Raw genomic sequence first — 26,681 nt, forward strand, 5'->3', positions numbered from 1 at the left:
CGTTCATATAAATCCGGTAAAGGCTCGGTTTTTGGAAAATTTTATGTTCGACTGTTTGTAATCTACTGCGTTATTTTTGCAATGCAAAAAGCAAATTCCTATCCAATAGGTTATCGTTCATATAAATCCGGTAAAGGAACGGTTTTTGGAAAAATTAATGTTTGACGGTTAGTAATATACTGCGTTATTATTGCGATGGAAAAAGCAAATTCCTATCCAATAGGTTATCGTTCATATAAATCCGGTAAAGGAACGGTTTTTGGAAAAATTAATGTTTGACGGGTAGTAATATACTGCGTTATTATTGCGATGGAAAAAGCAAATTCCTATCCAATAATCCAATATCCAATATCCAATATCCAAATCCAATATCCAAATATCCAAATATCCAAATATCCAAATATCCAAATATCCAATATCCAATTTTGTCTTTCAAAAGTTCATTGGCGATTCGGCTCATGACGCTTACCCCTGGTACGAACTCTTGCACACCTGGGGAATCGAGGCGTTTATTGATTTAAACACCAGAAGGCAGGGCAAGCTTTCCCTTCCCGGATTTACCGTTGGTAAAGATGGTACCCCAGTCTGCGCAGGCGGCTTTCCCATGGTATTCTTTAGGCTACTGCGAAGGCCGCCGGCGGATTAAATGGCGCTGCCCTTCGGCCTGCGGCAAAGTGCCGGAATGCCTGAACAAATGCTCTCCTTCCAAGTACGAAAGAGTTGTCTATAACAAGCCGGAGTGGGATTTAAGGCTTTTTTCCAAAACACCCCGGAATTCTAAGGCCTGGAAAAAGGTGTACGCCCGGCGTAGCGCCTCGGAACGGACGAACAAGCGCCAGAAGATTGACTACCGGTTGGAAAGGATCAGGGCCCGCAGTAAAAGAAGGATCTTTTGGCGGCTCACCCTGGGGGCGATTAACCAGCACCTGGATGCCTGGGTTAACCAGTCCCGGGTAACGCTGGCCGAGATTATCGGAATCAAACAGGCTGCGTAGTTAAAGCTCCTATGCCTAGATTCTTTCCCGGCAAAAATATTTGGTTTTTGCCGGGCTGGCTGATTATTGCCTTTTTCCGGTTAGACCTGCCGGCCACCCATAAACCAACGCTATGAAGTTATCAAGGAACGTGTTTTTCAGCTTTTTTGTGTATGTTTGTGGTTTTAATGTTATTTGTTTCCTGCTAGATGCTGCTGGTTATTTTTGGTTTCCGAGACCCTTCAGCTATTTATCAATGCTGGGTTACTTGACATTGCTAAAATAATTATGATAAAGTTAGTACGTACGTACGACCAATAATCTGGAGGTACAACATGCAGCAAAAGACCGATAAAACAAACCCATCTGAGAAAATCCTTATAACGACCTTTGAATGTCTTTCCACAAGAGGCTATGCCAATGTATCCATGCGAAATATTGCCGAGGAAGCCGGAGTCGCGTTAAGCCAAGTAACATACTACTATAAGAATAAAGAAAAATTGCTCATTGAAGTTATCAATATGATGACACTCCAATATTTACATGAAACAGAAGGAAATTTGGAATCTGTCACGTGTGAGCAAGAGAAGCTCGCGTCCCTCGTGAGGTTCTTTAAGGAACTGATCAGGGATAAACCAAAACTTTTGAAACTTTTTATTGATTTTATAGCACAGGCTTTATGGATTCCGTCTTTTAGAGAACAACTGGACAGCTTATTTACTGAACTGACGGAGATTATTGAAAGAAACCTATTGACCTACACGAAAATCAATGAAAGATATCTTGGATATTCTCCTCAAACGGTAGCTAAATTAGTTCTTGGCGCTTTGATCGGAACATCTATTCAAATAATACTCGGTTCCGACCGGGACAGCGCCTTTGAATCCTTAAATTTGGCGGAGAGCCTATTAAATTAAGAGGGAGTGTGTATTATGTCAAACGCATTTGAAAAGACAATCAACTTAGGATTAGGGCTTTTATTGTATTCACGGGAAAAGGTGGAGGAAGTGGTTGAGGAACTGGTCGGCAGAGGCGAGGTGGCCAAAAAAGACGCCCGGCAGTTTGCGAGCGAGCTTATGCAAAGAGGCGAAGAACAGAGAGAAGAACTGAAAAAGCTGATTCAGGGTGAGGTCACCAAGGCTCTGGATCATGTAAATGTGGCAAGAAAAGAAGACCTTGTTGCAAAAGATGAAATCAGAGAAATTGTCAGAGAACAAATGCAGCAAGTACTCCGGGAACAGGGATGCTTCAAAAACGAGGGCACAAAGTAAAGGAAAAAATGTTTCAAAGTGCCGGAAAAGTGGCAGGCTCAGGAAAAAAGGCAAATCAATCTAAATATGTTTTTGCTATGTGATGAAACGATAGAAGTGTCTCCTTTCCCCTCTGCTTAAATATTGCGGAATCGCGGGATAGAGTTGAGATGATGAATTACAGGCGCATTCGTGCCAGAAGATATAAAGAAATCATTGCTGTTTTTACAAAACATGGTTTTGGATTGCTTGTAAAGCGACTTAGGCTTCCTTATCCTTTAAGGTCCAAAAATAGAATTTCAGACGTCGGAACCGTGCCTGACACGGCCGGAGCTTCAGCAGGAAGAAGGCTGAAGATGGCCTTGGAAGAACTGGGTCCGACGTTTGTTAAACTGGGACAAATTTTAAGCATACGACGGGATATTTTACCGGCTGATATTATTGAAGAACTTAAAAAGCTGCAAGACTCGGTGCAGCCGTTTCCTTTTTCTGAGGTAAAGACGCTCATTGAAACGGAATTTAATGACGCGCTGGGAAATATCTTTAAAGAATTTGACGAGGCGCCTGTAGCCGCGGCATCCATATCTCAAGTCCATCGCGCCAGACTGATTTCGGAAAAGCAGGTGGCCGTGAAGGTTCAGAGGCCGGAAATAGAAAGACTCATAGATTTGGACTTAAACATTTTAAAAGATATGGCGTATCTTCTCGACCATCACACAAAATACGGGGAGATTTATGATTTTAGCGGTATGGTGGCGGATTTTGAAAACACGCTTAAAAATGAACTGGATTTTACCAAAGAAGGGGAAAACGCGGATGCCTTCAGGCTTAATCTCAGCCGGGACGAAGGCGTAACAGTCCCGAAAGTGAAGTGGATATATACGACAAATCGGGTTCTCACCATGGAGTATTTTGAAGGCATCAAGATCAGCGATTCTGCCGCCTTGGATCTGGCGGGCATTAATCGGAGAAAGATCGCCGAGAGGCTTGCCGCCTCCATATGCAATCAAATACTCAGAGACGGTTTTTTTCATGCGGACCCGCATCCGGGCAATATTCAGGTCATGCCGGACGGTACCATCATATTTCTTGATTTGGGGATGGTAGGTTGCCTCAACGAATCCCGGAAAAGAGCGATTTCAAATTTTTTTATCGGGGTTGCCTTCAAAGACAGTCGAATGGTGGTCAACTCCATTTTTGCTATGGAGGCCGCAACTTCTCGAAGCAATGTGAAAAGCTTTGAAAAAGACATCGATGCGTTGATCGAAAAGTACCTAACGATGCCTATGAACGAGATGAAAATTGATAAGCTGCTCCAGGAAATCTTTCATATTGCGTTTTTGAACCATGTAAAAACACCCCGTGAATTTGCTTTGCTTTCCAAAACATTGACAACTCTTCAAGGACTGTTGGAAAAATTAGCCCCGGATATTAACTCCCTTGTTATTGCGGAACCTATCGCTAAAAAGCTGCGTTATCAGTCGCTTTCAGTCGAGAGAATGGGAAGCGGAATAAAAAAGAGCTTATTAGATTATTGGAATCTGTTGAGCGAATTCCCGGCCGCAATGCAAAGCCTTCTGCATAAAGCGGCAGATGCGGACTTTGCCGTTCAATTTGAGATGAAAGAGATGGATAAACTTCAAAGGCGATTGGAACGAATTTTCAACAGGATATCCTTCAGTCTGATTTTGCTTGCCGTAAGCATTATCATCGCCGGAGTCCTGATAAGCTCCGGCCTTAGTGCGGATAGAAGCAGCGAAATGTATTTTTTCAATATTACCGTCTTAAAAGTAGGTTTGGCATCGGCGGCTATTGTTGTTTTGGTACTGGTGATCTCCATGATCAGGTCAAGAAACTGAAAATAACGCATAAAAGGAGCAATATTAAATGAACGGCTGGATCATTTCAAAATTAAGACTGGAACCGGATTCCTTCGCTGATGCGGAATACATGGACTGTATAAGCGGGCTGATCAACCATGAAATGGTCCGGCCGATGGGAAATTATATCCAACACAGCGACATCAATTGTTTAAAGCATAGCCTTTATGTGTCGTACAGCAGCTATCTTGTTTGCAGGCGGATGGGGCTTGATTATCGTTCGGCGGCCAGAGGAGGATTGCTTCATGATTTTTTTCTGTACGACTGGCATCTTGAAAAACCGCACAAGGGGCTGCATGGCCTGACGCATCCTCACGTCGCTTTGCAGAATGCGAATAAATATTTCCATTTAAACAAACTGGAACAGGATATCATCCGGAAACACATGTGGCCTTTGACAGTAACACCGCCCAAATATAAGGAAGTATACATTGTGGCCGCGATAGATAAATATTGTGCATTTATGGAAACTTTCAATTTTGGAGAAAGAAAAAATGTGCGCAGGTTGCAAAGCCTATTGTGCTGTTAATGCGCCTTCCTTAGATTTGAGATAGCGTCTACATTAAATTTGGGGTCAGCGATAGCTCTCAATAACGCAAGATCCTTGCCGGTCACATCAAGCGCACGATATTTCTTGCCGTCTTTAGCGGATAGGCTTTGCAACATGCGATAATACCTCGCTTACCGTTACGTCCTCCTTCATAGTGGCTGCCTGTTCAGTAAAATTCTTAATACGCTTTCCTGCAAATCTTTGTTCGCGGTGAAATATCGGCAATCCCTTGACGCATCGGACGGAGTTTCTTTTCGCCGCTTTCATCGCCCTGAAACGGTTCGATATATTTTGAATTTCGCTGGATTGTTCATGGTAAACTCAAATAATGCATGACGCAACAAATAGCCCATGTGCTTTTTGTAGTTCTTGTTGATCGTGAAAGATATAGTCTTTTGCCCACTCGCTTTGCCAAAGAGTCCAGGTATAGCTTAGATCATTCCCAAACAGCCGGGTCATTGATGGAAAAACTTCACAGAATGAATCCTGACAGCATTTCAATCCATCTTACGCTACGTTGGCTGTCCAACAAGTCTTGCGCCACGGAATAATCCTCCACGCCGAGGAACTTATTCCCATTGAGGACGTACTTGCTGCCGGATTTATCAAGTAAACGTTTTAGCCACTCTTAAGCCGTTCAACGCAATTTGAACCTCAAACGGCGCCCATGTTTGTAAGCGGATGCTCATAAAGCCGTAATCTTCGTGATCGTAATAGAAACTTTTAATGAAGGATGAAGAACTCAAAGCAGAATACGAAAAATTGAAACCGCGCTATGATGTCATTTCGCAAATCATTGAAGCGCGAACCAGCCAAAATATTACCCAGGAAGAATTGGCGCTTCGGGTTGGGACACAAAAATCCAATATCAGCCGCCTGGAAAGCGGAATGTACAATCCATCACTGGACTTTTTGTCAAAGGTTGCCCGCTGCCTTGGGAAAGAGGTACAGGTTATATTGAAATAACTAAGAAAGTTGTAGTTACGAGCAACGGTATAAAGAGATTAAAAGTCTTCATTTCAGAATACTTGGAGATGCTTGATATGTATATTAAACCCGGTAAATACGTCCACTTCAAAGGCAGCGAATACGATGTTATCGGCACGGCGACCCACAGTGAAACGCTGGAGGAAGTAGTGATTTACCGGGCATTGTATGGCGATGGCGGGCTTTGGGCACGTCCGGCGGCGATGTGGAATGAAATTGTCGAACACAATGGGCGCCATGTCAAACGGTTCACACATATTGACGAGGTTGTACAGGAACCGCCAACGGGTATTCATAATCACAGTACGCCAACCGAAAAAGTGGAGCTGTTTGTATCGTTATTCGCGGGGTGCGATGACGTTTACGCCAAACGATGGGAAAACGCTAAAAAAGGCTCTGCTGGATATGTTCCCGTCTGCCAGAACGAATGGTTGCCACTTTGTCCAAAATCTGGCGGCGGTAAGATAAAATGCGGGGAATGTCCTAATCAGAATTTTGTGAAGTATGATGCGGGCGCAGTTGAAAAACATCTTAAAGGGCAGCTGACCGCCGGAGTGTATCCGATGTTTTCTGATGAAACCTGCAAATTTTTGGCGTTCGACTTCGATGGCAAAGATTATAGTCCTGAGGATTTGCGGCGCGACGTTACCGCTATTCGCGAGGCTTGCGCTGAAAAAGGCATAAGCATGGCGGTGGAACGTTCACGTTCCGGTAAGGGGTTTCACTTCTGGATGTTCTTTGCCGAAAACATTCCAACAGGCACAGCACGGAAGTTTGGCAGCAGTTTGATTACCCATGCTATGAGCAAACATCATGCGTTGTCATTCAAAACGTATGACCGGATGATTCCCAATCAAGACACATTGCCAAAGGGCGGATTCGGCAACTTAATCGCGCTTCCGCTTCAAAAGATACCTCGTGAACATGGGAACAGCGTATTTGTTGATGAAAATTTCAATGCCTATGCTGACCAATGGAACTATTTGTACAACGTCAAAAAATATACGCTGGAAGAAACAGAGTCGTTTATTAAGCAACTGTCGCCGTCAGGCGAGCTTGGTGATTTGCGCCGGGATTCCGAGGAAGAAAAACCGTTGGAAGGCAAGAAACCGGAACAAAAGCTGACCAGATTTGACTTTCCGGATACGGTAAAGATTGTCCTCGCGAATATGTTATATGTTGAGAAGTCAGGGATTTCAAGCCCCGCGCTTAACGCGCTGAAGCGCTTGGCGGCGTTTCGCAATCCTGAGTTTTACAAGGCGCAGGCTATGCGGCTTTCTACGTTCGATAAGCCAAGGATTATTTCCTGCTCTTACGAAACCGGGCAATATTTATGCTTGCCGCGTGGTTTGGAAGACGATGTCTGTGAACTTTTGGAAGATAACGGTGTCAGGATACAATTCAATGACGAAACCAATAAAGGGCGCAAGCTGGATGTTAGGTTTAAAGGTGATCTGCGCGGCGAACAGCAGCAGGCTGCGGACGCGCTTTTGGCGCATAACAACGGCATTTTATCCGCTGCCACGGCGTTTGGGAAAACCGTTATCGGAGCGCGTTTAATAGCGGATTGCAAAGTAAATACGCTAATTTTGGTACATCGTACAAATTTATTGTCCCAGTGGATAGAGCGAATGAATGAGTTTTTGATAATCAATGAAGAACCGGTAATTGAACTCACACCCAAGAGACGCAAACGCAAAAAATCCATCATCGGTCAAATCGGCGGCGGCAAAAACAATCCGGGCGAAATCATAGATGTGGCGGTTATGCAGTCTTTAGTGTCCGGAGATGAGGTCAAGGAAATTGTAAGAAATTACGGCATGATAATTGTGGACGAATGTCATCATGTGTCGGCGTTCAGTTTCGAGCAGATACTGAAAACTGCAAACGCCAAATATGTCTACGGCCTGACTGCAACTCCAACGCGGCAGGACGGCCATCATCCAATTATTTATATGCAATGCGGAAAAATCCGTTATCGCGTGGACGCGAAGGAACAGGCGGCGGCGCGTCCGTTTGAACATTTTGTGATTCCGCGTTTCACGAGGTTTCAAAAACCGGCTCATCAGGACGAAAGCAAGTGGACGATTACCGATATTTACAATGATATTCAAAACAGTGAGCTTCGCAACAGCTTAATCATACAGGATGTTACCGCCGCCGTGGAACAAGGGCGGAATCCGATTATCCTCACCGAACGCACCGGGCATGTGAAATACTTGGCGTCTCAGTTAAAGCCGCGCATAAAAAACGTGATTGCTTTAACAGGCGGCGAAACCCAAAAGAAAAGCCGGGAAACCTTGAAAACCGTTGCCGGTATTGCTGAAGACGAATCTTTCGTTCTTGTTGCCACTGGGAAATATGTAGGCGAAGGTTTTGATATGCCGCGTTTGGATACGCTTTTTCTTGCTATGCCAATATCGTGGAAGGGAACGCTCCAACAGTACGCCGGGCGGCTGCACCGCTTATATGAAGGCAAGAATGAGGTTCAAGTTTACGATTATGTAGATGTTCATGTGGCAATGCTGGAAAAAATGTATCAGAAGCGTCTGAGAGGTTACGCCGCCATTGGATACAAAGCAAAGGGAACGCCGCAGCCGTTGGAAGAAGTTCACTCAATTTTTGACAGCCACACGTTTTTCCCGGTTTATTCCGTTGATATTTTGGCGGCTCAAACTGAAATTTTGATTGTCAGTCCATTTGTGACAAAGCGGCGGGTATTGTCTGCTTTGAATTATCTGGCTGCCGCCAGCGCGAAGATTACAGTTGTTACAAAACCGCCTGGAAACTATGTCGAAAAGGATAGGGTGAAAATCGCGGAGTGTATAGAGCTGCTTACACAACATGGTATTATTGTGAAAACAAAAGACCGGATCCATCAGAAATTCGCGATTATGGATCAGCGGGTCGTATGGTACGGAAGTATCAATTTTCTCAGCTATGGTACATCTGAAGAAAGCATTATGCGAATTGAGAATATGGACATTGCGGGGGAGCTAATGAGGAGCATATGAGAGATTTGTTGATAAAATATAGCGTTTAACGACCATTACCACTTTAATCTTCTGGCTAACTCGTCATATATGTTCTCTCTAGACCCCACCAGGGCAATCACTATTAATCTGCCTTCTTCGTCTATGTAATAGATAACCCGGTATTCCTTACCTTTAAATTTGTTATGCTGGGAACGGAGTTCCTTGTAAGGGCCAGATAGCTTGTTGTTTTTGTATGGGTTTTCAGCAATTTCATGGATTCTGTTATACAAAAAATCCCTTAAAGCAGGTTCCATCTTTTTGAGGTCTCTAACTGCGCCTTTGGATAGCCGGATTTCATATTCTTTCTTCATTCTCTATACTCCCAATGGCATCCTCCAAAGAAACAGTTTCCTCTTGAAGCCGTTCCTCTATGAATTTGTTAAAAGTCTTGTTTAAAATATCCTTTCGTTCAATAAGTTTGGCTTTAAGAGCTTTTCCTCTATATCCCAAATCCATTAAGTCTTTTAAAAGCAAATCTTCCATTTCGTCAGAAATCGTAATTTCCTTGACTTTCAATTCCTCGCCATCAAGATAAAATTTAAGTTTTGTGCCTTTTTTCCAATTAAATTTATCCCTAACCTCCTTTGGAACTGTTACCTGTCCTTTTGATGTTAAAGTTGTATACTCCATTAAGGATCCCTCCATGGTAATACCGTAATACTATAAAAATATATTATCACAAAAAAGTTAATTTGGGAATCCTTAGTGAACGAGAAAAGTAGTACTGTTCAATTGCGAATACGCATATAGTGTATTGACAATGTAAGTGAATATGCTTACAATATCAATACAGGAAGGGATTGATAATATGGCTTCTACAAGCATTACTATTCGTATGGACGAAAACCTAAAGAAGCAAGCGGAAAGGCTTTTTGAAGATATGGGCTTGAATATGACGACAGCTTTTACTATCTTTGCAAAGGCGGTTGTCCGGCAAGGAAAAATACCTTTTGAAATCACCGCTGACCCATTTTATGGCGAAAAAAACCAAGCGCGGTTAATGAAGTCTATCGCAAAGCTTGAAGCTGGTAAGGGTACGGCGCACGAATTGATAAAGGTAGAAGATGAATAATGAATAAGATATGGTTAAGATCTCAAAAACCCTTGTAGCACAAGGAATTTTGGATAAATTATGGTGCCGAAGGGGGGAGTTGAACCCCCACGATGTTGCCACCGGCGGATTTTGAGTCCGCTGCGTCTGCCAATTCCGCCACTTCGGCGCATCTTTATAAACCTGCACTTATGATGCTACCATAGCAAAAATTAGTTGTCAACATAGTGGCGGGTTAGGCTAAGAAGATCAGTCAAGGTTTTCGTACTTGGCAAATACTTTTCCGCACCTGCAGCCGTAAGTTACCAGGTGGTTGTTCAGGCGCTCCTGGATGCTCAGTATTCTTACCTTGCTCTGCAGTCCGTAAAGCATTTCTCCGCACCAGGGGCAGTTGTAGCCGGAAACGAGGTTCCTCGCCTTAACGGTACAAAATCCTGGCATTTTTGTCGCTTCCACGGTATAATCAGAGAAACCGAACCGCGATATCCGATACCGGTCAAGGATAGCGCGTATTGTTTTCAGCATTCTGTTTCTTGCCAAACCGGTTTGCGTATTTAAAAAAACTTCAACTGCCGTCCTGATTACTTCTTGATCTTCAACTGAAGGAAATTGGTAAACCTGCATGCCGCATGTCCTTTCTGAAAGTATATCTGATGCGGTTTTCAGCTGTTAAAAAAAGGGGCCTATTAAAACAGTTTTACACTTTTCTTCTTCTTTAATACCAAGGACGGGCCAACCTATAGACTATTCTAACACAGGTAATCTTTGTGGGACAAGTTAGAGGCGCCAGTTCTATAAAAGTTTTATAAAAAGAAAATACGAATAGATTTTTTTAGAAATAATAATTACAGGGGGCGTTTTGAAATAGACAGAAAAAAGCTGCGGGTGCTGGTTTTGTTTGGCGGACGTTCGGGGGAGCATGAGGTTTCCGTCCAGTCCGGTTCTGCTGTATTAAACGCTTTGGACAGGCAAAAATATGAGGTGATTCCCGTCAACATCGGCAAGGATGGAAGATGGCTCAAAAGCGCAGGCGCTCCTGATGTTTTGGACAATAAGGATAATGGTATGCCGGTAGCATTGCTTGGCGACCCTTTTGTAAAAGGGCTGGTTCAAACTGAATCTTTTCAGGGAAGCGCCGGTTTAGCCGGTGAGGTTGATCTGGTTTTTCCGGTCCTTCACGGTACCTATGGCGAGGACGGCACTGTCCAGGGTCTTCTTGAAATGGCGGACCTGCCTTATGTCGGGGGCGGGGTTTTAGCTTCCGCCGTAGGGATGGATAAAGTTATCATGAAGAAAGTCTTCGCCCAGGAGGGCATCCCGCAACCCCGTTTCTGGCACTGCCTGCGCAGCGAATGGGAAGGGAAAAGGGATTTTGTAATCAGCGAAGTGGAAAGAAATTTTACCTATCCATTGTTTGTTAAACCCGCCAATCTGGGTTCCAGCGTGGGGATATCCAAAGCCCACGACCGCCAGGAGCTTATTGAGGCGTTTGTTCTGGCTCTAAAATTTGACCGGAAAGCGATCGTCGAGGAATTTATCGACGGCAGGGAGATAGAAGTAGCTGTGCTGGGGAATGATGATCCGGTAGCCTCTGTTCCCGGGGAGGTCTTTTCTCTTAAGGAATATTACGATTATGAGGCAAAGTACAGGGACGGCCTGTCAAACTGGAAGGTGCCCGCTGAAATACCGGAGGAAACAACCAGGACTATTCAGGAACTGGCTGTTGCCGCCTTCAAATCGATTGACTGCGCAGGCATGGCCCGGGTGGACTTTTTTGTCACCAGAGGCGGCAGCCAGGTTTATGTAAATGAAATTAACACAATTCCGGGATTTACCCGTTTCAGCATGTACCCGAAGCTTTGGGAGCTTAGCGGGATTGGTTTTACGGAATTGCTGGACCGGCTCGTCGATTTGGCTCTTAAAAAACACCAGGAGAAGAAAAGGAATCAGACTTCTTTTGGCCTTTGACCATGAACAGGGGTAGCAAACCATGTATTTTCCCGTGTCCGGTGTCCATGTTTCACCCTTTGTCCCACCGGCGGTAGCTTTTCTTATCTCTACACTATCGACAGGAGCGGGAATATCCGGCGCCTTTTTAATACTGCCCTTTATGGTAAGCGTGCTGGGTTATACAAGCCCGGCTGCTACTCCGACCAATTTCATCTGCAACCTTGTGGCGGCACCCGGCGGAATGGTACGTTTCATAAAAGAGAGGCGGATGAACTGGCCTCTTACCTGGGTCATTGTCTCGGGGACCATTCCCGGAGTATTTGCCGGCGCCTGGATTAGAGTCGTTTTTTTACCGGACGCGAAAACTTTTAAATTGTTTATGGGCATTGTGCTGCTTGGTTTGGGCGCCTATCAGCTTTTTACCAGGAAGGGGCGCGGGAAGGGTGTATTGGAAGATAAATTCCTGGACAGGATAAAAAAACAGCCGGGCGGTAAATTAGTGTCCGGAATTCCCCCGGGGCTGACGGTTAAAACCGTCCTGGTGTCATTTAAAAGGATTGATTATGATTTTTGGGGGGAAACATATTCTTTCAATCCCTTAATACTTTTTGGAATAGCCCTGGCGGTGGGGCTGGTCGGAGGCGTTTACGGGATTAGCGGGGCCGCCATTATTGCCCCTGTTTGCGTTTCTGTTTTAAAGCTGCCCGTCTATACAATAGCGGGGTCGACACTGACCGGCAACTTTTTAACATCAATAGCGGGTATAGCCAGCTATTATTTCTTTTTTTCCTCAGCAAAACTGCAGGGCAATCCTGCGCCCGACTGGCTTTTGGGAGTTTTGTTCGGTTTGGGCGGGTTTTTAGGCACATACTCGGGCGCCTATCTGCAGAAGTTTTTGCCCGAGCGGCTGATCATTACCATCCTGGGCATCCTGGTTGTTATTTTAGCTGTAATCTACATCACAGGTTATTTTGCTTAGTTTGATAAGCTCTTCTTATGAAAAGTTTTTAAGGGGGGTAATGGGCTGATGGTTTTCCGGGACAGGATTGAAGCAGGGACAATGCTTGCACAAGCCATTCAGAAAATTTCTTTCGATGACGGCGTCGTTTTAGCCATACCCCGCGGGGGTGTTGTGGTCGGAGCTCAGGTAGCCCGCATACTGAAGGCTCCTCTTGATCTTATAATTCCCCGTAAAATAGGGACCTTTCACAATCCGGAGGCGGCTGTGGGCGCAGTTGCCCAGGACGGGACAGCGATTTACAATCACAGCGTCTTGAAGATGCTGGGCCTTAAAGAAGATGATTTGCAGGACGTTATCGCCGAACAGGTTGAAGAAATCCGCCGCCGGATGAAAATGTACCGGGGGCAGGAAGATTATCCGTCTTATGACAACAAGCAGGTGGTCCTGGTCGATGACGGCATAGCCACGGGTTATACCGTGATGGCGGCTCTGCGTTCGGTAAGAAAAATGTTTTCCTTGAAAAGATTGATCCTGGCGGTTCCGGTGGCGCCCGCCGATACGCTTGACGCGTTGAGAAGTGAAGTTGACGAAGTAATCTGCCTCGTCATCCCGCCGGTTTTTTACGCCGTGGGGCAGTTTTACATGGATTTTCAACAGGTCAGCGACGAAGAAGTCATTCAGCTGCTCAGGGAATTGTCAGCCTTGCGCCATTAAAGGGATAATAATGTAACTTTTGTTTATACTATTTCCTAGTTTAAACAAGATTACATTCGGAGGTGCAGTATTGAAGACAATTGCTGTTGAGGACACCCTGGGAAATGTCAAGGATTATCTGGAAAAGTCCGGCTACAAAGTAGTCAAGTTCACCGGGCAGGAGGATGCGGACGCATACGTAATCAGCGGTATGGACGACGATGTGATGGGTATGCAGGATATTATGACTGAAGTTCCTGTAATTGAAGCTGACGGGAAAACTCCTGAAGAAATTTTGAGCAGTTTAAGGGAAATGGATTGGCTGTAAAACTGAAGATTTAGCTTTATGTGGAGGAAGGAGCCAGGCTTTTGTTTGCCTGACTCCTTTTTGGTATGCTGCCCTGTATTTTTAATTATCCTGGGTTATGCTGACTTCCCTGACCAGTTCTTCTCCCGAACAATGGTTTATCGCCTGCATGATGCCCTGAACGATAAGATCGGCCATGCTCATAACAAGATTCAGCCTGGTGTTCTGGAGAACAAGATATTCCATAAACCCGCCTATGTTGACGACTCCGGTGATATGGATTTCTCCCACCGGGGGGAGGTTTTTGTTAACCCCGGCCCCGGGCTGTAAAGAACCATTTCCTATATTAATGCAGCCGACATTTTCCTGGTTGCCCAGGCAGGCGTCGATTGCTATTATAAACGGGTTTTCGTAGGTTTTCCGGATTTCTTCCAGCCTTTGCTCCAGGTTGCTGGCGTGTACCGGTTTGTCCAGCGTGCCGTATACGTCGAAGTAATCCTGCTCGATGGCGGAAAGTTTACTCCCCACCAAAGGGCCGAGACAATCCCCAGTTGAACGGTCCGTTCCTATGCAAAGCAGTATTGGGGAGTTGCTCAAGGCAGCGTTTCCGTTGAGCCTGCTTGCCAGGTCCCAGCCGAATTTGATGGCCGCGAGAGGATCCTCCAGGTGTATCCTGGTCCGGGTGTTTGCTGTTTCGGCTTTCTGGTTCAATTCAAGACCCTCCAAAAAAAGCTCCTCCTTAAAACAAAACTATTAAATAATATTTCCAAAGATAACCTTAAATATTCCTTTTTTGCATAAACATAACCGGGGGATTGTTTTGAGGCAAAATAAAAGTTCTCTGCTGCTTTTTAAAATTGCAATGGTCTATGCGGGCACGGTAATCGGCGCGGGTTTTGCCTCCGGCCAGGAGTTAATGCAGTTTTTTATGGTTTTTGGAGCGAAGGGTCTCTGGGGGATAGCGCTGGCCACTATGCTGTTTGTTTACCTGGGAGCGCTGATTATGCTTCTGGCCACGAAGCTGCGGACGGCTAATTATATTGAACTGCTCCAGTCTCTGATGGGGAAGCGGGCAGCCGGGCTGATGGACCTGCTTACCCTGATAATGCTCCCGGGCGGCCTTGTGGTCATGCTTGCCGGCAGCGGGGCGGTTTTTGCCGAACAGCTGGGCCTGCCCAACTGGCAGGGTACAATGCTGACGGTCTTGATTACCTGTATTGTGCTAATCAAAGGGCTGCCGGGGATATTGAATTTCAACCTGGTTCTCGTTCCTTTAAAAGTCATTGTTCTCGCGATAGTGTCGTTTTTGGCCATCCAGCATCAGGGAGGTCTGCCCAAGCCTTTTCCGGAGCTTCTGGAATACAAAAGGGTGGCCGCAAGCTGGGGCTGGTCGAGTATCCTGTATGTTTCCTATAACATGGTCGTTCCTGTCGCTCTGCTGTCTTCTTTGGGGAGATCCGTTCCGTTTAAAACAGGCATTGCCGGGGGCGCCCTGGGAGGGCTGATTCTTGGGGTTACGGCGGGGCTGATTACCCTGGCGGGCTTGTCGTTCTACCCGTCGGTGCTGGACTGCCAGGTGCCCGTCCTGTTTATTTCGCGTTCGGCGGGGTTTATTCTGCAGCTCTTGCTCGGCCTGCTGATTTGGATAGCCATGCTGACAACGACCATTGCCGATGCGCACGGGCTGGCCAGCCGCCTTGCTCCGGGGGAGGGGATGGGCTACAAGGTGGTAGGGATTGGAGCTACTCTTATCGCGATACCGCTGGCCGGCCTGAATTTCAATTTTCTGGTCCGGCTGCTTTATCCGCTTTTCGGCTATGCCGGGCTGATTCTGCTGGTGGCTCTTTTAATCGTGCCCTTCCGGAAATTGCGGATGAATTAGGGTCCGCCAAGCCAGACGCTTAAGTTTCTCAGCCGGGGCTCTTCAATCCCGGACTGGATGGCCGGGCCGTGGTCCAGCAGGGATTCGCTCTTGCTGTCGCTCAAGTTTTCTCTTCTTAGTTCGCCAATAATAGTTTCGCAGATATCTTCCATCAGGCGGTATTTTTTAACGCTGCCGCTCGTGTTCACAGCCTTGAAGATCGTCTGGTAGATATCTTCTCCCAGTATAGGCAGGTCCCGGACAGCCCTGTGCATCCATTTAAAATACGGCATGTATCTTTTATTGATCAGGAAGACCAGGGATATTACGTCCGAGTAGAATTTGCTTTCGGCGTACTGGGCTGCGACGTGTTCATGCCTTTTGGCGCAGCGCATATAGTTGTACTGGCCGTTCTGCGCTATGGCCATGCACCGGGCGGCCATTTTCTTCAGCCTGATGTCTTCCGGGTAAAATTCCAGCAGCTTGTTTCTGAAATAAGTAAACTCGCCCAGGGGATCATAGAAGACTTTGCCGTTTGTGCAGGCTGCCAGGTATCTTTCGGGAAGGGGAAACCACTCGTTTAGTTTTTCCGGCAGGCGTGAAATGCCGATGAACTTTTTGTAAAACTCGCCTATTTCAAAGACTCCGACTCTGCCCTCCCCAAATTCGCTGATTGTCCTGCTGAACCCTTCGAATTCATCGGGGAGGTTGTCGTATTCTTTTTGCAGCTGCTGTCCGATCTGCTCGAAGTCGTCTTTGGTCAGCCAGAGGCAAAAGGAGGGACCCCAGTCGTGGTCCCTGGAAATCTCGTCGTCAAATCCATAGCATTCCGAGCCGTCGCCCACAAGCCCCGCTGCTATCCTGTCCTTGAAGCCGGCGAATTTCCGGTTGATCATCGGGAGTCCGCACTTTATAAAATAATTTTCGCAAAGTTCCAGGCCTTTCATAACTTATCCTCACTTTCCAAAGGCAAGTAGAAGGCAAGTAGGGACAAAGGCAAGTAGGGACGGTTCTTGCTTGCTTGCTTGCTAAACATCCCGTAAATATTCTTGCCTTAGGAGGTCAACTGTCTACGTGCCCATGTTTGCCTTAGGCCGCCGTTGTCACGGTTCGCTTCGGACAGGACCAGGCGGTGCTGCAAAGGCGGCATGGCAGGCAGCACAACATCCCAAACATCAAATCCCTGACATCACTAAGTCATTTTAAGAACTTTGATAATATGCCGCTGGTTTCGCACAGCGGTCCTGTAACCGAAGCTTCACCGGGTGCTGTGGCGGCACTCCGCAATATCGCTCACCTGTGAATAACGACGCCCTCTGTCAAGGGGATCCCTTTCACTTTAATGGAATGACACCTGTATTGACACAAGAGAACCGTCCCCTTGTGTCCTTTGTCCCTTGTGTCCTTGCGTCTAGCTTTTTTGGAGTAGTTCGATCAGTTTTTTAATGTTTTGGTCGAGGGACTCCATCTGCCATTCCGGTGTATCTATTTTGCTGAATAATTCCTTTGATTTACGGAAGTTGTCTAAAGCGCCTTGATGATTGTTATCCATCGCGTGGATGTACGCTATGTTGCTGTACTGCATGGCCATGCCCCAGATATCGCCGAGTTTACTGTAAAGGGCCATCGATTCATCGTAAAATTTGAGTGCCTGCTTACTTTCCTGCCTGTCCCGGTAGGTGCTGCCGATGTTCATCAGCTGGGCTGCGATTGCCGTTTGATCGTCCAGTTCTTTAAAAATCTCCAGGGCTTTGTTAAAGTAGCCTTCCGCCTGGCTGCTCCTGTTCATCCGGGCGAGGATAAGCCCCATATTATTCAGCTGGCTGCCGACGCCTCTTTTGGCGCCTGCTTCTTTGTATTTTAAAAGAGCCTGCCCGAAGTATTTCAAGGCGTATTCCGTTTCCCCCAGGTCCTGGTGGACTGTTCCGATGCTGCATAATTGATCCGCTTCGTTCCTGATGTGTCCGGTTTCTCTAAAAATCGCCAGCGCATCTAGGTAGTAATTAAGGGCTGCTTGAGGATCATTTCTGGCGCTTTCCACAAAGCCCAGGTTGCCCAGAAAAATTCCTTCAAACCACCTGTCTTTTTCATCCCTGGCCAGTTCCAGGCCCAGGAAGAAGGCTTCCTCGGCCTCATCCAACTGCATAATAGAGAAAAATGAGTTTCCCTGGTTAAGGTAAGCCGGAAGGGTGGGGCATTCTGCTATGGAAAGCGAATAAATCCTGGCCGCTTCCGCAAATTTATTATCTTTGAATAACCCTTCCGCTTCCTCAAATAATTTTTGGGCTTCCGGGTTCATATTTATCCTCCTATGAATAAAAAATATAATAGATGGAAAAAGAATGTGCCAGGTGTTTATTTATGAAAAAAGTTACTTTCATGGTAAAATGTTTTCTGTAGGATGTCAATAGCTTGACTGTCAGCGCAGGGCGGACACATTTGCCTTTCCACTTTTAAAGGGTTTTGAAGTTCGGATAAGGATGTGATCGGAAAATGAACTGGGTTGATGTAACCATACTTGTGATCATCGGATGGTTTGCCTGGCGGGGTCTGACAACAGGTTTGCTTAAGGGAATAGCCAGATTGGCGGGGATCTTTTTAGGAATCGTCTTCGCAATGAAATATGACAGCCAGCTGGCCGATTTTGCCGGCAGCAAGTGGCATCTCACGGAAAAGTTAAGCAAATACTTCTCTTTTCCTACAGATTTGTGGAATGAGTCAATGTCCTGGTGGTCGTCGCAGGGGTCCTCCTTTACGGGCGGGGAGCAAATCCAAAATATCCTGTCCATGCGTCTGCTGGAAATAATCGCTTTTCTCTTAATCTTTCTGGTCGTTTACAGGCTGGTTTATCTTGTAGGGTCCCTATTGTCCAAGGTTGCCAGGACGGCCTTTTTAGGCCCTGTTGACCGTTTGGGGGGGTTGGCGCTGGGTATTGTAAACGGGCTGGTGATTGTGCTGATCCTTGTTGCTTTGATGATGCCCCTGCAGATACCGGTTTCCATGTTCAGTGGGGGGCAGCCGGACAACTGGTATACCCGCTCTATTCAGAGCTCGGTAATAATTCCTAAATGCCGGCATCTTTTAACCCCGTTTGAAGGAAAGATAATCGATTTAATACCGGATAATATATTGCCTGCCCAAAAAACAACAATTTAACTTAATGAAAGGATGGAGTAACTTACATGGAAGATAAAGGCCAGAGCAAGGGAGAATCATATGAAAGCAAGCACGTCTGGGATTGCCTGGACGATGCCGGCCGTCAGGATGTTATGGAATTCTGTGAAAGATACCGGGATTTTTTAGATGCAGCCAAAACAGAGCGCGAGGCGGTAGATACAATAATAGCCAGGGCGGAGATAGGCGGTTTCACGCCCTTGACCGAACAGAGCCGCATTGTTCCCGGAAGCCGGGTGTATTCAGCAAAACATGGCAAAGTTATGGCCATGGCGGTCATCGGCAGCGAGCCACTGGAAAAAGGGCTGAATGTCATTGGTTCACATATTGACGCCCCCCGGCTGGACCTCAAGCCCCGCCCCCTCTACCAGGAAGCTGGCCTTGCCCTGTTTAAGACGCATTACTACGGGGGGATTAAGAAATACCAGTGGGTGAGTATTCCCCTGTCGCTGCACGGAGTTGTCTTCACGAAAGAAGGGAATGCCGTCCGTATAGCTATCGGCAGCAATGATCACGATCCGGTGTTCACCATCGCCGATCTGCTGCCCCACCTGGCCAAGGATCAAATGGAAAAGAAAATGAGCGAGGCGGTAAAAGGAGAGGCTTTGAACGTGCTTGTCGGGGGCAATCCGGTGGAAAACCGTGAAGTAAAGGAAAGACTGAAGCAGGCTGTGCTGGATCAACTGAATGCCAGATACGGGTTGATCGAAGAGGATTTCATCAGCGCGGAACTTGAAGTGGCGCCCGCTTTTCCGGCAAGGGACGTCGGTTTTGACCGCAGCATGATCGGTGGCTACGGCCAGGACGACAGGGTTTGCGCTTTTACAAGCCTGCAGGCGATTCTGGAGTTGGATTCCGTCAGCCGCACAGCAGTTGCCCTCTTTGCGGACAAGGAGGAGATCGGCAGCGTGGGCAATACCGGAATGGAGTCCGTCTTTTTAACCAATTTCATTGCTGAACTGGCCGGCTGTTCGCTTCCCCAGTACAGCGAGCTGACCGTGCGCCGCATTCTGGCCAATTCCAGGGCTCTGTCGGCCGACGTAACCGCCGGCACTAATCCCAGTTATACTGAAGTGATGGATAAACATAACGAAATGCTGCTGGGTCGCGGGACTGCCTTTCATAAATACGGCGGCGGCGGCGGAAAGCGGAGTTCCAGTGACGCAAACGCAGAGTTCGTCTCTTTTGTAAGGCAGCTTTTTAACAAAGAAGGCGTCGTCTGGCAAACCGGAGAGTTGGGAAAAGTAGATCAGGGCGGCGGAGGGACGATCGCCTACCTGCTGGCGCATTACGGTATGGATGTGCTTGACTGCGGTGTGCCGCTGCTGGGCATGCATTCGCCGTTCGAAGTGGCCCATAAAGGGGACATTTACATGACCTACAAGGGCTACAAGGTTTTCTTCAAGGCGTAGGAAGAATTAATTCTTAGCAGTGGGGTGGGGAGATGCCCGTGCTTGTCAAGTACAACGTAGGCGACGTGGTCAGGATGAAAAAAGTCCATCCCTGCGGCGGTGACCAGTGGGAAATAATGCGCACGGGTGTCGATTTTCGCATAAGGTGCCTGAAATGCGGCCGCGTCGTAATGCTGCCCAGGCCTAAATTTGAAAAGAGCGTCAGGAGTATTATATCGTCTAAAGCGTAAGCAGCTATAAAAGCATTGCCAGGACTGCTTTTTGTGTATGGAGCCGGTTTTCCGCCTCGTCCCAGACCACGGAATGCGGCCCGTCAATTATATCCGCCGCAACTTCCTCTCCCCGGTGCGCGGGCAGGCAGTGTAAAAAGATAAAATCTTCTTTAGCGTGTTTTACCAGGGCGTCGTTAACCTGGTAACCGGTAAATGCCCCGGATTTTTGGGCGGCGACGGATTCCTGTCCCATACTGGCCCAAACGTCTGTTACAATTACATCTGCGCCTGTTACAGCTTCTGCAGGGTCTGTAAGAATATCGATCCTGCTTTTATTTTGTGCGTCCTGTCTGGCCAGTTCCACAATTTCCGGTTTCGGCCGGAAGTTTTCAGGTGAGGCCACGCTTATATTGACGCCTGTTTTGGCGCAGCCGAAAAGCAGGCTGTGGCAGATATTATTGCCGTCCCCCACGTAGGCCAGCTTCAGCCCTTCCAGGAACCCATTCTTTTCTTGTATGGTCAGCAGGTCGGCGAGGATCTGGCAGGGATGGAGCAGATCCGTAAGCCCGTTGATTACAGGTATATCCGCATACCTGGCAAACTCTTCTACATCCTCCTGGGCGTAGGTGCGGATCATAATTCCGTCCAGGTAGCGGGAAAGCACCATGGCGGTGTCGGCAATAGTTTCCCCCCGGCCAAGCTGGAGGTCGCCCGGATTCAGGTGCAGGGCGTAGCCCCCGAGATGGTACATAGCCACCTCAAAGGAAACCCGGGTACGGGTGGAAGGTTTTTGAAAGATCATGCCGAGTGTTTTTCCATGAAGGTAACTATGCGGCTCTCCCCTTTTCTGCCGGGATTTTAGATCGCCGGCCAGCTGCAGGATTGCGTTTATTTCTTCGGATGTAAAGTCATGCAGGCAGAGCAAGTCGCGGCCTTGAATTTTAAAAGTAGTCATTTATATCCATCCTCCCAATGAATGCTTATGAAGATGAGATGTCCTTCTAGAATCCGTTTCTAGAAACTTTTTATTGTGTGCTCATTTGCCGGTAAGTTTTTTCAGCACGCCGGCCAGTATGCCGGCGGCCTCGTCAATGTCCGACTCGCTGATGATAAGCGGGGGCAGGAAGCGCAGTATATGACCGTCAATACAGTTAATTAAAAGGCCGTTTTCCTGGCATTGGGCGACAACTTCCTGGCCGTCTGCGGAACCCGGAGTCAGATCCGCTCCCAGCATCAGGCCGCGGCCGCGTACTTCAGTAATGAAGGGAAACTGGCCTGAAAGAACCTCCAGCCGGGTTTTAAAGTAGCCTCCCACACGGGCGGCGTTCTCCATAACGTTGTTTTCCAGCACAAATTGCATGGCTGCCAGGGCGGCCGCGCAGGCCAGCGGGTTTCCGCCGAAAGTGGAGGCGTGATTGCCGGGTAAAAAAGCGCCGGCAACCTCTTCTGTGGCGATCATGGCTCCAATCGGGAATCCGCTGCCCAGAGATTTGGCAAGAGTGCATATGTCGGGTTCAATTCCGTAATGCTGATAGGCAAAAAAGGCGCCGGTGCGCCCGAGCCCGCACTGTACTTCATCAAAAATAAGCAGAAGCCCGTGTTTTTTGCAGAGTTCTTTGACGCCCTTCAAATATTCCTGTCCTGCCTCATAAATCCCGCCCTCGCCCTGGATGGGTTCGAGCATGATTGCGCAGGTATTCTTGTCAATGGCGCTCTCAAGCGCGGCAAGGTCATTAAAAGGGACATATCTAAAACCGCCCGGAAGGGGGTCGAAATCTTTCTGGTATTTGGCCTGACCCGTGGCTGCAAGGGCGGCCAGGGTACGCCCGTGAAAAGATTTAAGAGCGGTAATAATCCCGTATTTTTGGGAGCCGCGGTTTATCCTGGCGTATTTGCGGGCGAGTTTGATTGCTCCCTCGTTGGCCTCGGCCCCGCTGTTGCAGAAAAAGACCCGGTCTCCGAAGGAGTTCTCCGCCAGCAGCCTGGCCAGCTTAGCCTGCTGTTCAATATAATACAGGTTGGAAACGTGCATCAGCGTACAGGCCTGTTCAGCGATTGCCTTGACTACCGCCGGGTGGCAGTGGCCGAGGGAACAGACAGCTATGCCGGCCAGAAAATCAAGATATTCTTTACCCCGGGCGTCCCAGACGCGCGCTCCCGACCCCTTTACGGGGGTCAGGGGCAGACGGCCGTATGTTTTCATGACATATTTGTCGCTGAGTTCGATAATCTGTTCGTGAGTCAAAAGAAACACTCCTTGCTTTTATTGTACAACCATGGTTCCAATTCCCCTGTCTGTAAATACTTCCAGGAGGATTGAGTGAGCCACCCGCCCGTCAAGGATGTGGGTTGTTTCTACTCCTCCCTTGATGGCGCTGATGCAGCATTCCACCTTCGGGATCATGCCTTTGTCGATTATTCCCTCTTCAATAAGCCCTGGTATGGCGCCGGTTTCAACTACTGAGATGAGAGAGTCCTTGTCGTCGATGTCTCTTAAGATGCCTTCCACGTCGGTTAAGATGACCAGCTTTTCTGCTTTTAAAGCTACGGCCAGTTCGCCGGCGGCATGGTCAGCGTTGAGATTGTAGCTTTCCCCGTCCGGCCCGACTGCTACCGGGGCAACTACCGGGATGTAGCTTTCACTAATTAATGTGTTAATAATCCTGGGATTGACCGTAGTTATTTCCCCGACCAGGCCGATATCGACGACGGCCATGCTGCCGTCCGGTTTTTTTATCTGTCCGGTTTTACGCCTGGCCTGGAACAGGTCCGCGTCCTTGCCGGACAAGCCGACGGCTTTTCCGCCGAAGCTGTTGATCATGGAAACGACTTCCTTGTTGATCTTTCCGACAAGAGTCATCTCAACAACTTCCATGGTCTCGTCATCTGTGATCCTCAAGCCGTTTAAGAAAGTGGATTTGATGTCCAGCCGTTTGAGCATGCTGTTTATTTCCGGCCCGCCGCCATGGACAATTACCGGGTTGATGCCTACGTACTTCATCAGGACCACGTCGGTGAGCACGGCCCTTTTCAGCTCATTTTCGGTCATGGCGTGACCGCCGTATTTAATTACTACTGTTTTGCCGTAAAATTTTTTAATGTAGGGCAGAGCTTCCACTAAAATAGCGGCTTTCTCCCCCGGAGTAACCTTGGACAACCTTTTTGCCTCCCTGGAAATAAAAAATCAGGTCCGGTAATGGGCGTTGATCCTGACGTAATTGTAGGTAAGATCACAGCCCCATGCCGTAGCTTCAAAATTACCGGATTTAAAATCAATCAGAATATGCACTTTGTTTTCAGAAAGCGCACGGGCGGCGTCTTCCTCGCAGCCGGCGAGGGAACACCCATTTTCGGCTACTTTTACACCGTTTAAGAAAACATCCGCTGTGTCGGGGTTGAATTCGGCCCCCGAATAGCCGGCCGCGCATAGGATACGGCCCCAGTTGGCGTCCTCGCCGAAAATGGCTGCTTTGACGAGGTTTGAACCGGCCACAGCCCTGGCTGCCAGGCGTGCGTCAGCTTCCGTTGCGGCGTTGATGACCTGCGCCTCAATCATCTTGGTAGCGCCCTCGCCGTCTTTGGCCATTGCCTGGGCCAGATGGGAGCAGATCCTGGTTAAATGATCACGGAAAATAAAATAGTCCTTGCTTTGAACGGTAATTTCCTCATTTGCCGCCTGCGCGTTGGCCAGGACTAAGACCATGTCGTTTGTGCTTGTGTCCCTATCGACGGTGATCATATTGAAAGAACGGTCCACCGCATACCGCAGGGCTTCTTTCAGACAATCCAGTTCTACTGCTGCGTCTGTGGTTATAAAACAGAGCATGGTGGCCATGTTGGGGTGAATCATCCCCGAACCTTTGGCCGTTGCCCCGATAGTAACCTTTTTGCCGTTTATTGAAAAGCTTACCGCCGCTTCTTTGGACTCGGTATCCGTGGTCATAATCGCTTCAGCAGCCGGGCCGCCGCCGTCTTTGCTTAAAGCGGACGCGGCTTCGGCAATCCCGGGCAGGACGCGCTCCATGGGCATAGGCAGTCCGATTGCCCCCGTTGAAGCAACCAGTACACTTTCTTCCGGAATGCCCAAAGACCGGGCAGCCTCGCTGCCCATCGCCCTGGCGTCCTGCATTCCCTGTTCTCCGTTGCAGGTGTTGGCGTTTCCGCTGTTGGCGACGACTGCCCTGGCCGAGCCATGGCTTACCCGCTCCATGGTCACCAAAACGGGAGCGGCTTTAACCTTGTTGGTGGTGAACATGCCGGCAACGCGGGCCTCAACTTCCGAAAAAATTAAAGCGATATCCTTCTTCTCTTTATATTTTATTCCGGCGGCCGCTCCTGAAGCCAGGAAACCTTTGGCTGCGGTAACACCGCCGGGAACCATCTCCCAATCACTGTTGTTTTTAATCACCGGGCGGATCAATCCTCCTTGTTGTTTGTTTTTACGGGTAGACGCCTGGTCCGGTCAGTCCGGTATCTTCAGGCAAACCGAGCAGTATATTCATATTTTGCACAGCCTGCCCGGAAGCTCCCTTGATCAGGTTGTCGATTGCCGAAATGATTATTACCCTGTTTGTGCGGTCGTCCGTTACAATTCCAATAACGCAGCGGTTTGAGCCGGACACTGTCTTTGTGGCGGGCAGCATGCCTTCCGGTAGTATGCTGACGAAGGGTTCGCCGCCATAGAATTCATCGTACAAGGACAGCGCTTCTTTCTGCTGGAAGGGGCGGCTGCGCACGGCGTAGATAGTGCTTAAGATGCCGCGGATCATTGGGGTCAGGTGTGGCGTAAAAGAAACCGCCACTTCCCCGCCGGCCAGCAGGCCGAGTTCCTGTTCGATCTCCGGCGTATGCCGGTGCGTAGTTACACCGTATGCTTTAATGCTTTCGTTTACCTCGCAGTAGTGTACATTCAGGGAGAGTGCCCTGCCCGCCCCTGAGACGCCTGATTTTGAATCGCTTATGATGCTGTTCGGGTCAATTAAACCTTTTTTCAGCAAGGGCGCCAGACCCAGAATTATACTGGTCGGGTAACAGCCGGGGTTGGCAATCAGTCTTGCCTGAGCTATTTCCCGGCGGTGAATTTCCGGCAGTCCGTAAACGGCTTTTCCGTTCAGTTCCCTGGCAGTGTGGGTGATTCCGTACCAGGACTCGTAAACTGTAAAATCACGGAAGCGAAAATCTGCGCCCAGGTCGATAAAGAATTTATTCTGACGGTCGGCCTCTATCGCCACTTCCATGGAATGTCCATGCGGCAGGGCAGAGAAGACGACGTCGCTGCGGCTTACTATTCCCGGGATGTCCTGTTCTTCGCAGTTCATCTCCACGTGTTTGTACAGGTGTGGGTATACTTCCCAGAAAGGCTTTCCGGCATAGCTCTGCGTGGTTATACCGGCCAGTTCCACTTTTGGGTGGCAGCTTAAAATCCTTACCAGTTCGGCTCCCGTATACCCGGTGGCGCCTATCACGCTTGCTTTATACAACTGAGCACCTCCTAAGACACAACGATAATTATACAATCAGCTGCATAAAAATACAACCGCCTTTTTATTTTTTTCAGGACCCTTTTACTGAAATTTCACAAATAGATATGATATAATATTGACAGAATAATGGTCAAGGAGGTGGAAAGATGAGCCGGCAGGATAATATCATTACAAATATCAAGCCTTCTACGGCAATTCGCCATGACTATAATTCATTTTCCAAACTGTGCCATGAAACACAGGCTCCTGTTGTGGTGACTAAAAACGGTGAAGCAGATCTTGTAGTAATGAGCTGTGAAGCTTATCAGAAAATGATGGCGCGCCAACAGTTGGGACAGATGCTGTCCGAGGTTGACCGCGAAATCGCCGCAGATACTCCTATGCATGATTTTGAAGATACATTTGCAGTAATACAAAAGAGGATAGGCAATGGGTAGAAGAATCGTACTCTCCGAATCTGCCTATTATGACATCGACAGCATGTTTGCATACATTTCCAAGGACAACTGGCAAGCAGCCGAGAAATTAAGGTTACGCATCTATGGGGGCATCAAGAAGCTGCAAGATTTCCCCGAGATAGGACCTGTCATACTGGAGGAAGACGCTCCCGGCGCGCAGCGTGGATACAGGCACATTATAGTAAACCCGTACATTATCTTTTACAGGGTTTTGGAGGATCGCATTGTAATCGCCAGAGTGCTGCATGGGCGGCAAAACTGGCTGCAGCCTCTGTTCGGTATTCCCAGCGAAGAATAACACATTTTTCAGCTATCCTGAAAAATAAATTTAAAATGCTGAGCCATAAAAAGAACCAACTCAGTTTTACAGATATCGATACTTTGCAAACGTGGGAACAAAAGCCCATAGTCTCTGAAAACAGCATTTACTACGGTATGTCCCA

29 protein-coding genes and 1 tRNA gene are annotated in these 26,681 nt (G+C 47.9%); 18 read left to right on the forward strand and 12 right to left on the reverse strand.

Annotation, left to right across the window (positions count from 1 at the left end):
- The first annotated feature begins 563 nt into the window (after positions 1 to 563).
- The 7 genes from DEH07_06630 to DEH07_06660 all read left to right on the forward strand — a co-directional run bounded on the left by DEH07_06630 (position 564) and on the right by DEH07_06660 (position 8,655).
- On the forward strand, positions 564 to 995 hold the full coding sequence (locus tag DEH07_06630) for a hypothetical protein (protein ID HBY04208.1): 432 nt from the start codon (positions 564 to 566) through the stop codon (positions 993 to 995).
- Between the two features lie 314 nt (positions 996 to 1,309).
- Positions 1,310 to 1,891, forward strand: a complete 582-nt coding sequence (locus DEH07_06635) for a TetR/AcrR family transcriptional regulator (protein ID HBY04209.1) — start codon at positions 1,310 to 1,312, stop codon at positions 1,889 to 1,891.
- Positions 1,892 to 1,906: 15 nt separating this feature from the next.
- Positions 1,907 to 2,245, forward strand: coding sequence for a hypothetical protein (locus DEH07_06640; GenBank protein ID HBY04210.1), 339 nt, complete (start codon positions 1,907 to 1,909; stop codon positions 2,243 to 2,245).
- A 149-nt stretch (positions 2,246 to 2,394) separates the two neighbouring features.
- Positions 2,395 to 4,083, forward strand: a complete 1,689-nt coding sequence (locus DEH07_06645; GenBank protein HBY04211.1) for a 2-octaprenylphenol hydroxylase — start codon at positions 2,395 to 2,397, stop codon at positions 4,081 to 4,083.
- 28 nt (positions 4,084 to 4,111) lie between these two features.
- Positions 4,112 to 4,633, forward strand: coding sequence for an HD family phosphohydrolase (locus tag DEH07_06650; protein HBY04212.1), 522 nt, complete (start codon positions 4,112 to 4,114; stop codon positions 4,631 to 4,633).
- A gap of 747 nt (positions 4,634 to 5,380) precedes the next feature.
- Complete coding sequence (locus DEH07_06655) at positions 5,381 to 5,620, forward strand: transcriptional regulator (protein HBY04213.1); 240 nt, start codon at positions 5,381 to 5,383, stop codon at positions 5,618 to 5,620.
- A gap of 62 nt (positions 5,621 to 5,682) precedes the next feature.
- Entirely contained in the window at positions 5,683 to 8,655 is a 2,973-nt protein-coding gene (locus DEH07_06660; protein ID HBY04214.1) for a helicase, read from the forward strand.
- Between the two features lie 35 nt (positions 8,656 to 8,690).
- Here the strand turns inward: DEH07_06660 and DEH07_06665 are convergent, their stop codons facing one another.
- Together DEH07_06665 and DEH07_06670 are read right to left on the reverse strand one after the other, a co-directional pair.
- Positions 8,691 to 8,987, reverse strand: coding sequence for a hypothetical protein (locus DEH07_06665; GenBank protein ID HBY04215.1), 297 nt, complete (start codon positions 8,985 to 8,987; stop codon positions 8,691 to 8,693).
- Positions 8,971 to 9,321, reverse strand: coding sequence for an AbrB family transcriptional regulator (locus DEH07_06670; protein HBY04216.1), 351 nt, complete (start codon positions 9,319 to 9,321; stop codon positions 8,971 to 8,973). The genes DEH07_06665 and DEH07_06670 overlap by 17 nt, the downstream gene beginning before the upstream one ends.
- A gap of 163 nt (positions 9,322 to 9,484) precedes the next feature.
- Between DEH07_06670 and DEH07_06675 the strand changes: the two genes are divergently transcribed.
- Positions 9,485 to 9,748, forward strand: coding sequence for a type II toxin-antitoxin system antitoxin, RelB/DinJ family (locus DEH07_06675; GenBank protein HBY04217.1), 264 nt, complete (start codon positions 9,485 to 9,487; stop codon positions 9,746 to 9,748).
- Positions 9,749 to 9,809: 61 nt separating this feature from the next.
- Here the strand turns inward: DEH07_06675 and DEH07_06680 are convergent.
- Positions 9,810 to 9,896: transfer RNA gene (locus DEH07_06680), tRNA-Leu, on the reverse strand.
- Between the two features lie 80 nt (positions 9,897 to 9,976).
- Positions 9,977 to 10,351 (reverse strand): hypothetical protein, encoded by a 375-nt coding sequence (locus DEH07_06685; GenBank protein HBY04218.1) that lies wholly within the window; start codon positions 10,349 to 10,351, stop codon positions 9,977 to 9,979.
- A 240-nt stretch (positions 10,352 to 10,591) separates the two neighbouring features.
- Between DEH07_06685 and DEH07_06690 the strand changes: the two genes are divergently transcribed.
- Genes DEH07_06690 through DEH07_06705 form a run of 4 tightly spaced genes read left to right on the forward strand, consistent with a single transcriptional unit; the run spans position 10,592 to position 13,659 of the window.
- Complete coding sequence (locus tag DEH07_06690) at positions 10,592 to 11,695, forward strand: D-alanine--D-alanine ligase (protein HBY04219.1); 1,104 nt, start codon at positions 10,592 to 10,594, stop codon at positions 11,693 to 11,695.
- A 22-nt stretch (positions 11,696 to 11,717) separates the two neighbouring features.
- Complete coding sequence (locus tag DEH07_06695) at positions 11,718 to 12,656, forward strand: hypothetical protein (GenBank protein HBY04220.1); 939 nt, start codon at positions 11,718 to 11,720, stop codon at positions 12,654 to 12,656.
- A gap of 48 nt (positions 12,657 to 12,704) precedes the next feature.
- Positions 12,705 to 13,352, forward strand: coding sequence for a phosphoribosyltransferase (locus tag DEH07_06700; protein ID HBY04221.1), 648 nt, complete (start codon positions 12,705 to 12,707; stop codon positions 13,350 to 13,352).
- A 49-nt stretch (positions 13,353 to 13,401) separates the two neighbouring features.
- On the forward strand, positions 13,402 to 13,659 hold the full coding sequence (locus DEH07_06705; GenBank protein ID HBY04222.1) for a hypothetical protein: 258 nt from the start codon (positions 13,402 to 13,404) through the stop codon (positions 13,657 to 13,659).
- Positions 13,660 to 13,740: 81 nt separating this feature from the next.
- Here DEH07_06705 and yyaC read toward each other — a convergent pair whose 3' ends face one another.
- A complete protein-coding gene (gene yyaC, locus DEH07_06710) occupies positions 13,741 to 14,349 on the reverse strand; it encodes a spore protease YyaC (GenBank protein ID HBY04223.1) in 609 nt (202 codons plus the stop codon).
- Between the two features lie 151 nt (positions 14,350 to 14,500).
- On the opposite strand from yyaC, the gene DEH07_06715 reads away from it, so the two are divergent.
- On the forward strand, positions 14,501 to 15,520 hold the full coding sequence (locus DEH07_06715; GenBank protein HBY04224.1) for a hypothetical protein: 1,020 nt from the start codon (positions 14,501 to 14,503) through the stop codon (positions 15,518 to 15,520).
- On the opposite strand, the gene DEH07_06720 is transcribed toward DEH07_06715, so the two are convergent.
- Together DEH07_06720 and DEH07_06725 are read right to left on the reverse strand one after the other, a co-directional pair.
- Positions 15,517 to 16,446 (reverse strand): hypothetical protein, encoded by a 930-nt coding sequence (locus tag DEH07_06720; GenBank protein ID HBY04225.1) that lies wholly within the window; start codon positions 16,444 to 16,446, stop codon positions 15,517 to 15,519. The genes DEH07_06715 and DEH07_06720 overlap by 4 nt on opposite strands.
- A gap of 464 nt (positions 16,447 to 16,910) precedes the next feature.
- Entirely contained in the window at positions 16,911 to 17,798 is an 888-nt protein-coding gene (locus DEH07_06725) for a hypothetical protein (GenBank protein HBY04226.1), read from the reverse strand.
- A 194-nt stretch (positions 17,799 to 17,992) separates the two neighbouring features.
- Between DEH07_06725 and DEH07_06730 the strand changes: the two genes are divergently transcribed.
- From DEH07_06730 to DEH07_06740, 3 genes are read left to right on the forward strand one after another with little or no spacing between them, the layout of a single operon-like run.
- Entirely contained in the window at positions 17,993 to 18,655 is a 663-nt protein-coding gene (locus tag DEH07_06730; protein HBY04227.1) for a hypothetical protein, read from the forward strand.
- A gap of 26 nt (positions 18,656 to 18,681) precedes the next feature.
- Positions 18,682 to 20,085 (forward strand): aminopeptidase, encoded by a 1,404-nt coding sequence (locus tag DEH07_06735; GenBank protein ID HBY04228.1) that lies wholly within the window; start codon positions 18,682 to 18,684, stop codon positions 20,083 to 20,085.
- Positions 20,086 to 20,117: 32 nt separating this feature from the next.
- On the forward strand, positions 20,118 to 20,315 hold the full coding sequence (locus DEH07_06740; GenBank protein HBY04229.1) for a DUF951 domain-containing protein: 198 nt from the start codon (positions 20,118 to 20,120) through the stop codon (positions 20,313 to 20,315).
- Between the two features lie 4 nt (positions 20,316 to 20,319).
- Here the strand turns inward: DEH07_06740 and argF are convergent, their stop codons facing one another.
- The 5 genes from argF to DEH07_06765 all read right to left on the reverse strand — a co-directional run bounded on the left by argF (position 20,320) and on the right by DEH07_06765 (position 25,777).
- Entirely contained in the window at positions 20,320 to 21,252 is a 933-nt protein-coding gene (argF, locus tag DEH07_06745; GenBank protein ID HBY04230.1) for an ornithine carbamoyltransferase, read from the reverse strand.
- Positions 21,253 to 21,333: 81 nt separating this feature from the next.
- The gene (locus DEH07_06750) at positions 21,334 to 22,542 is read right to left on the reverse strand and encodes an acetylornithine transaminase (GenBank protein ID HBY04231.1); all 1,209 of its coding nucleotides are present in this window, start codon (positions 22,540 to 22,542) and stop codon (positions 21,334 to 21,336) included.
- 18 nt (positions 22,543 to 22,560) lie between these two features.
- The gene (gene argB / locus DEH07_06755; GenBank protein ID HBY04232.1) at positions 22,561 to 23,454 is read right to left on the reverse strand and encodes an acetylglutamate kinase; all 894 of its coding nucleotides are present in this window, start codon (positions 23,452 to 23,454) and stop codon (positions 22,561 to 22,563) included.
- 27 nt (positions 23,455 to 23,481) lie between these two features.
- Positions 23,482 to 24,678, reverse strand: coding sequence for an ornithine acetyltransferase (locus DEH07_06760; protein ID HBY04233.1), 1,197 nt, complete (start codon positions 24,676 to 24,678; stop codon positions 23,482 to 23,484).
- A gap of 58 nt (positions 24,679 to 24,736) precedes the next feature.
- Positions 24,737 to 25,777 carry an N-acetyl-gamma-glutamyl-phosphate reductase gene (locus DEH07_06765; protein HBY04234.1) on the reverse strand — a complete coding sequence of 347 codons (1,041 nt, stop codon included), beginning with the start codon at positions 25,775 to 25,777 and terminating at the stop codon, positions 24,737 to 24,739.
- Between the two features lie 170 nt (positions 25,778 to 25,947).
- On the opposite strand from DEH07_06765, the gene DEH07_06770 reads away from it, so the two are divergent.
- Together DEH07_06770 and DEH07_06775 are read left to right on the forward strand one after the other, a co-directional pair.
- Entirely contained in the window at positions 25,948 to 26,217 is a 270-nt protein-coding gene (locus tag DEH07_06770) for a prevent-host-death protein (protein HBY04235.1), read from the forward strand.
- Positions 26,210 to 26,536, forward strand: a complete 327-nt coding sequence (locus DEH07_06775) for a type II toxin-antitoxin system RelE/ParE family toxin (protein HBY04236.1) — start codon at positions 26,210 to 26,212, stop codon at positions 26,534 to 26,536. Before DEH07_06770 ends, DEH07_06775 begins: the two co-directional genes overlap by 8 nt.
- Positions 26,537 to 26,681 lie beyond the last annotated feature (145 nt).

The organism is Desulfotomaculum sp., from assembly GCA_003513005.1.
In the GTDB taxonomy this organism is placed as follows: domain Bacteria; phylum Bacillota; class Desulfotomaculia; order Desulfotomaculales; family Nap2-2B; genus 46-80.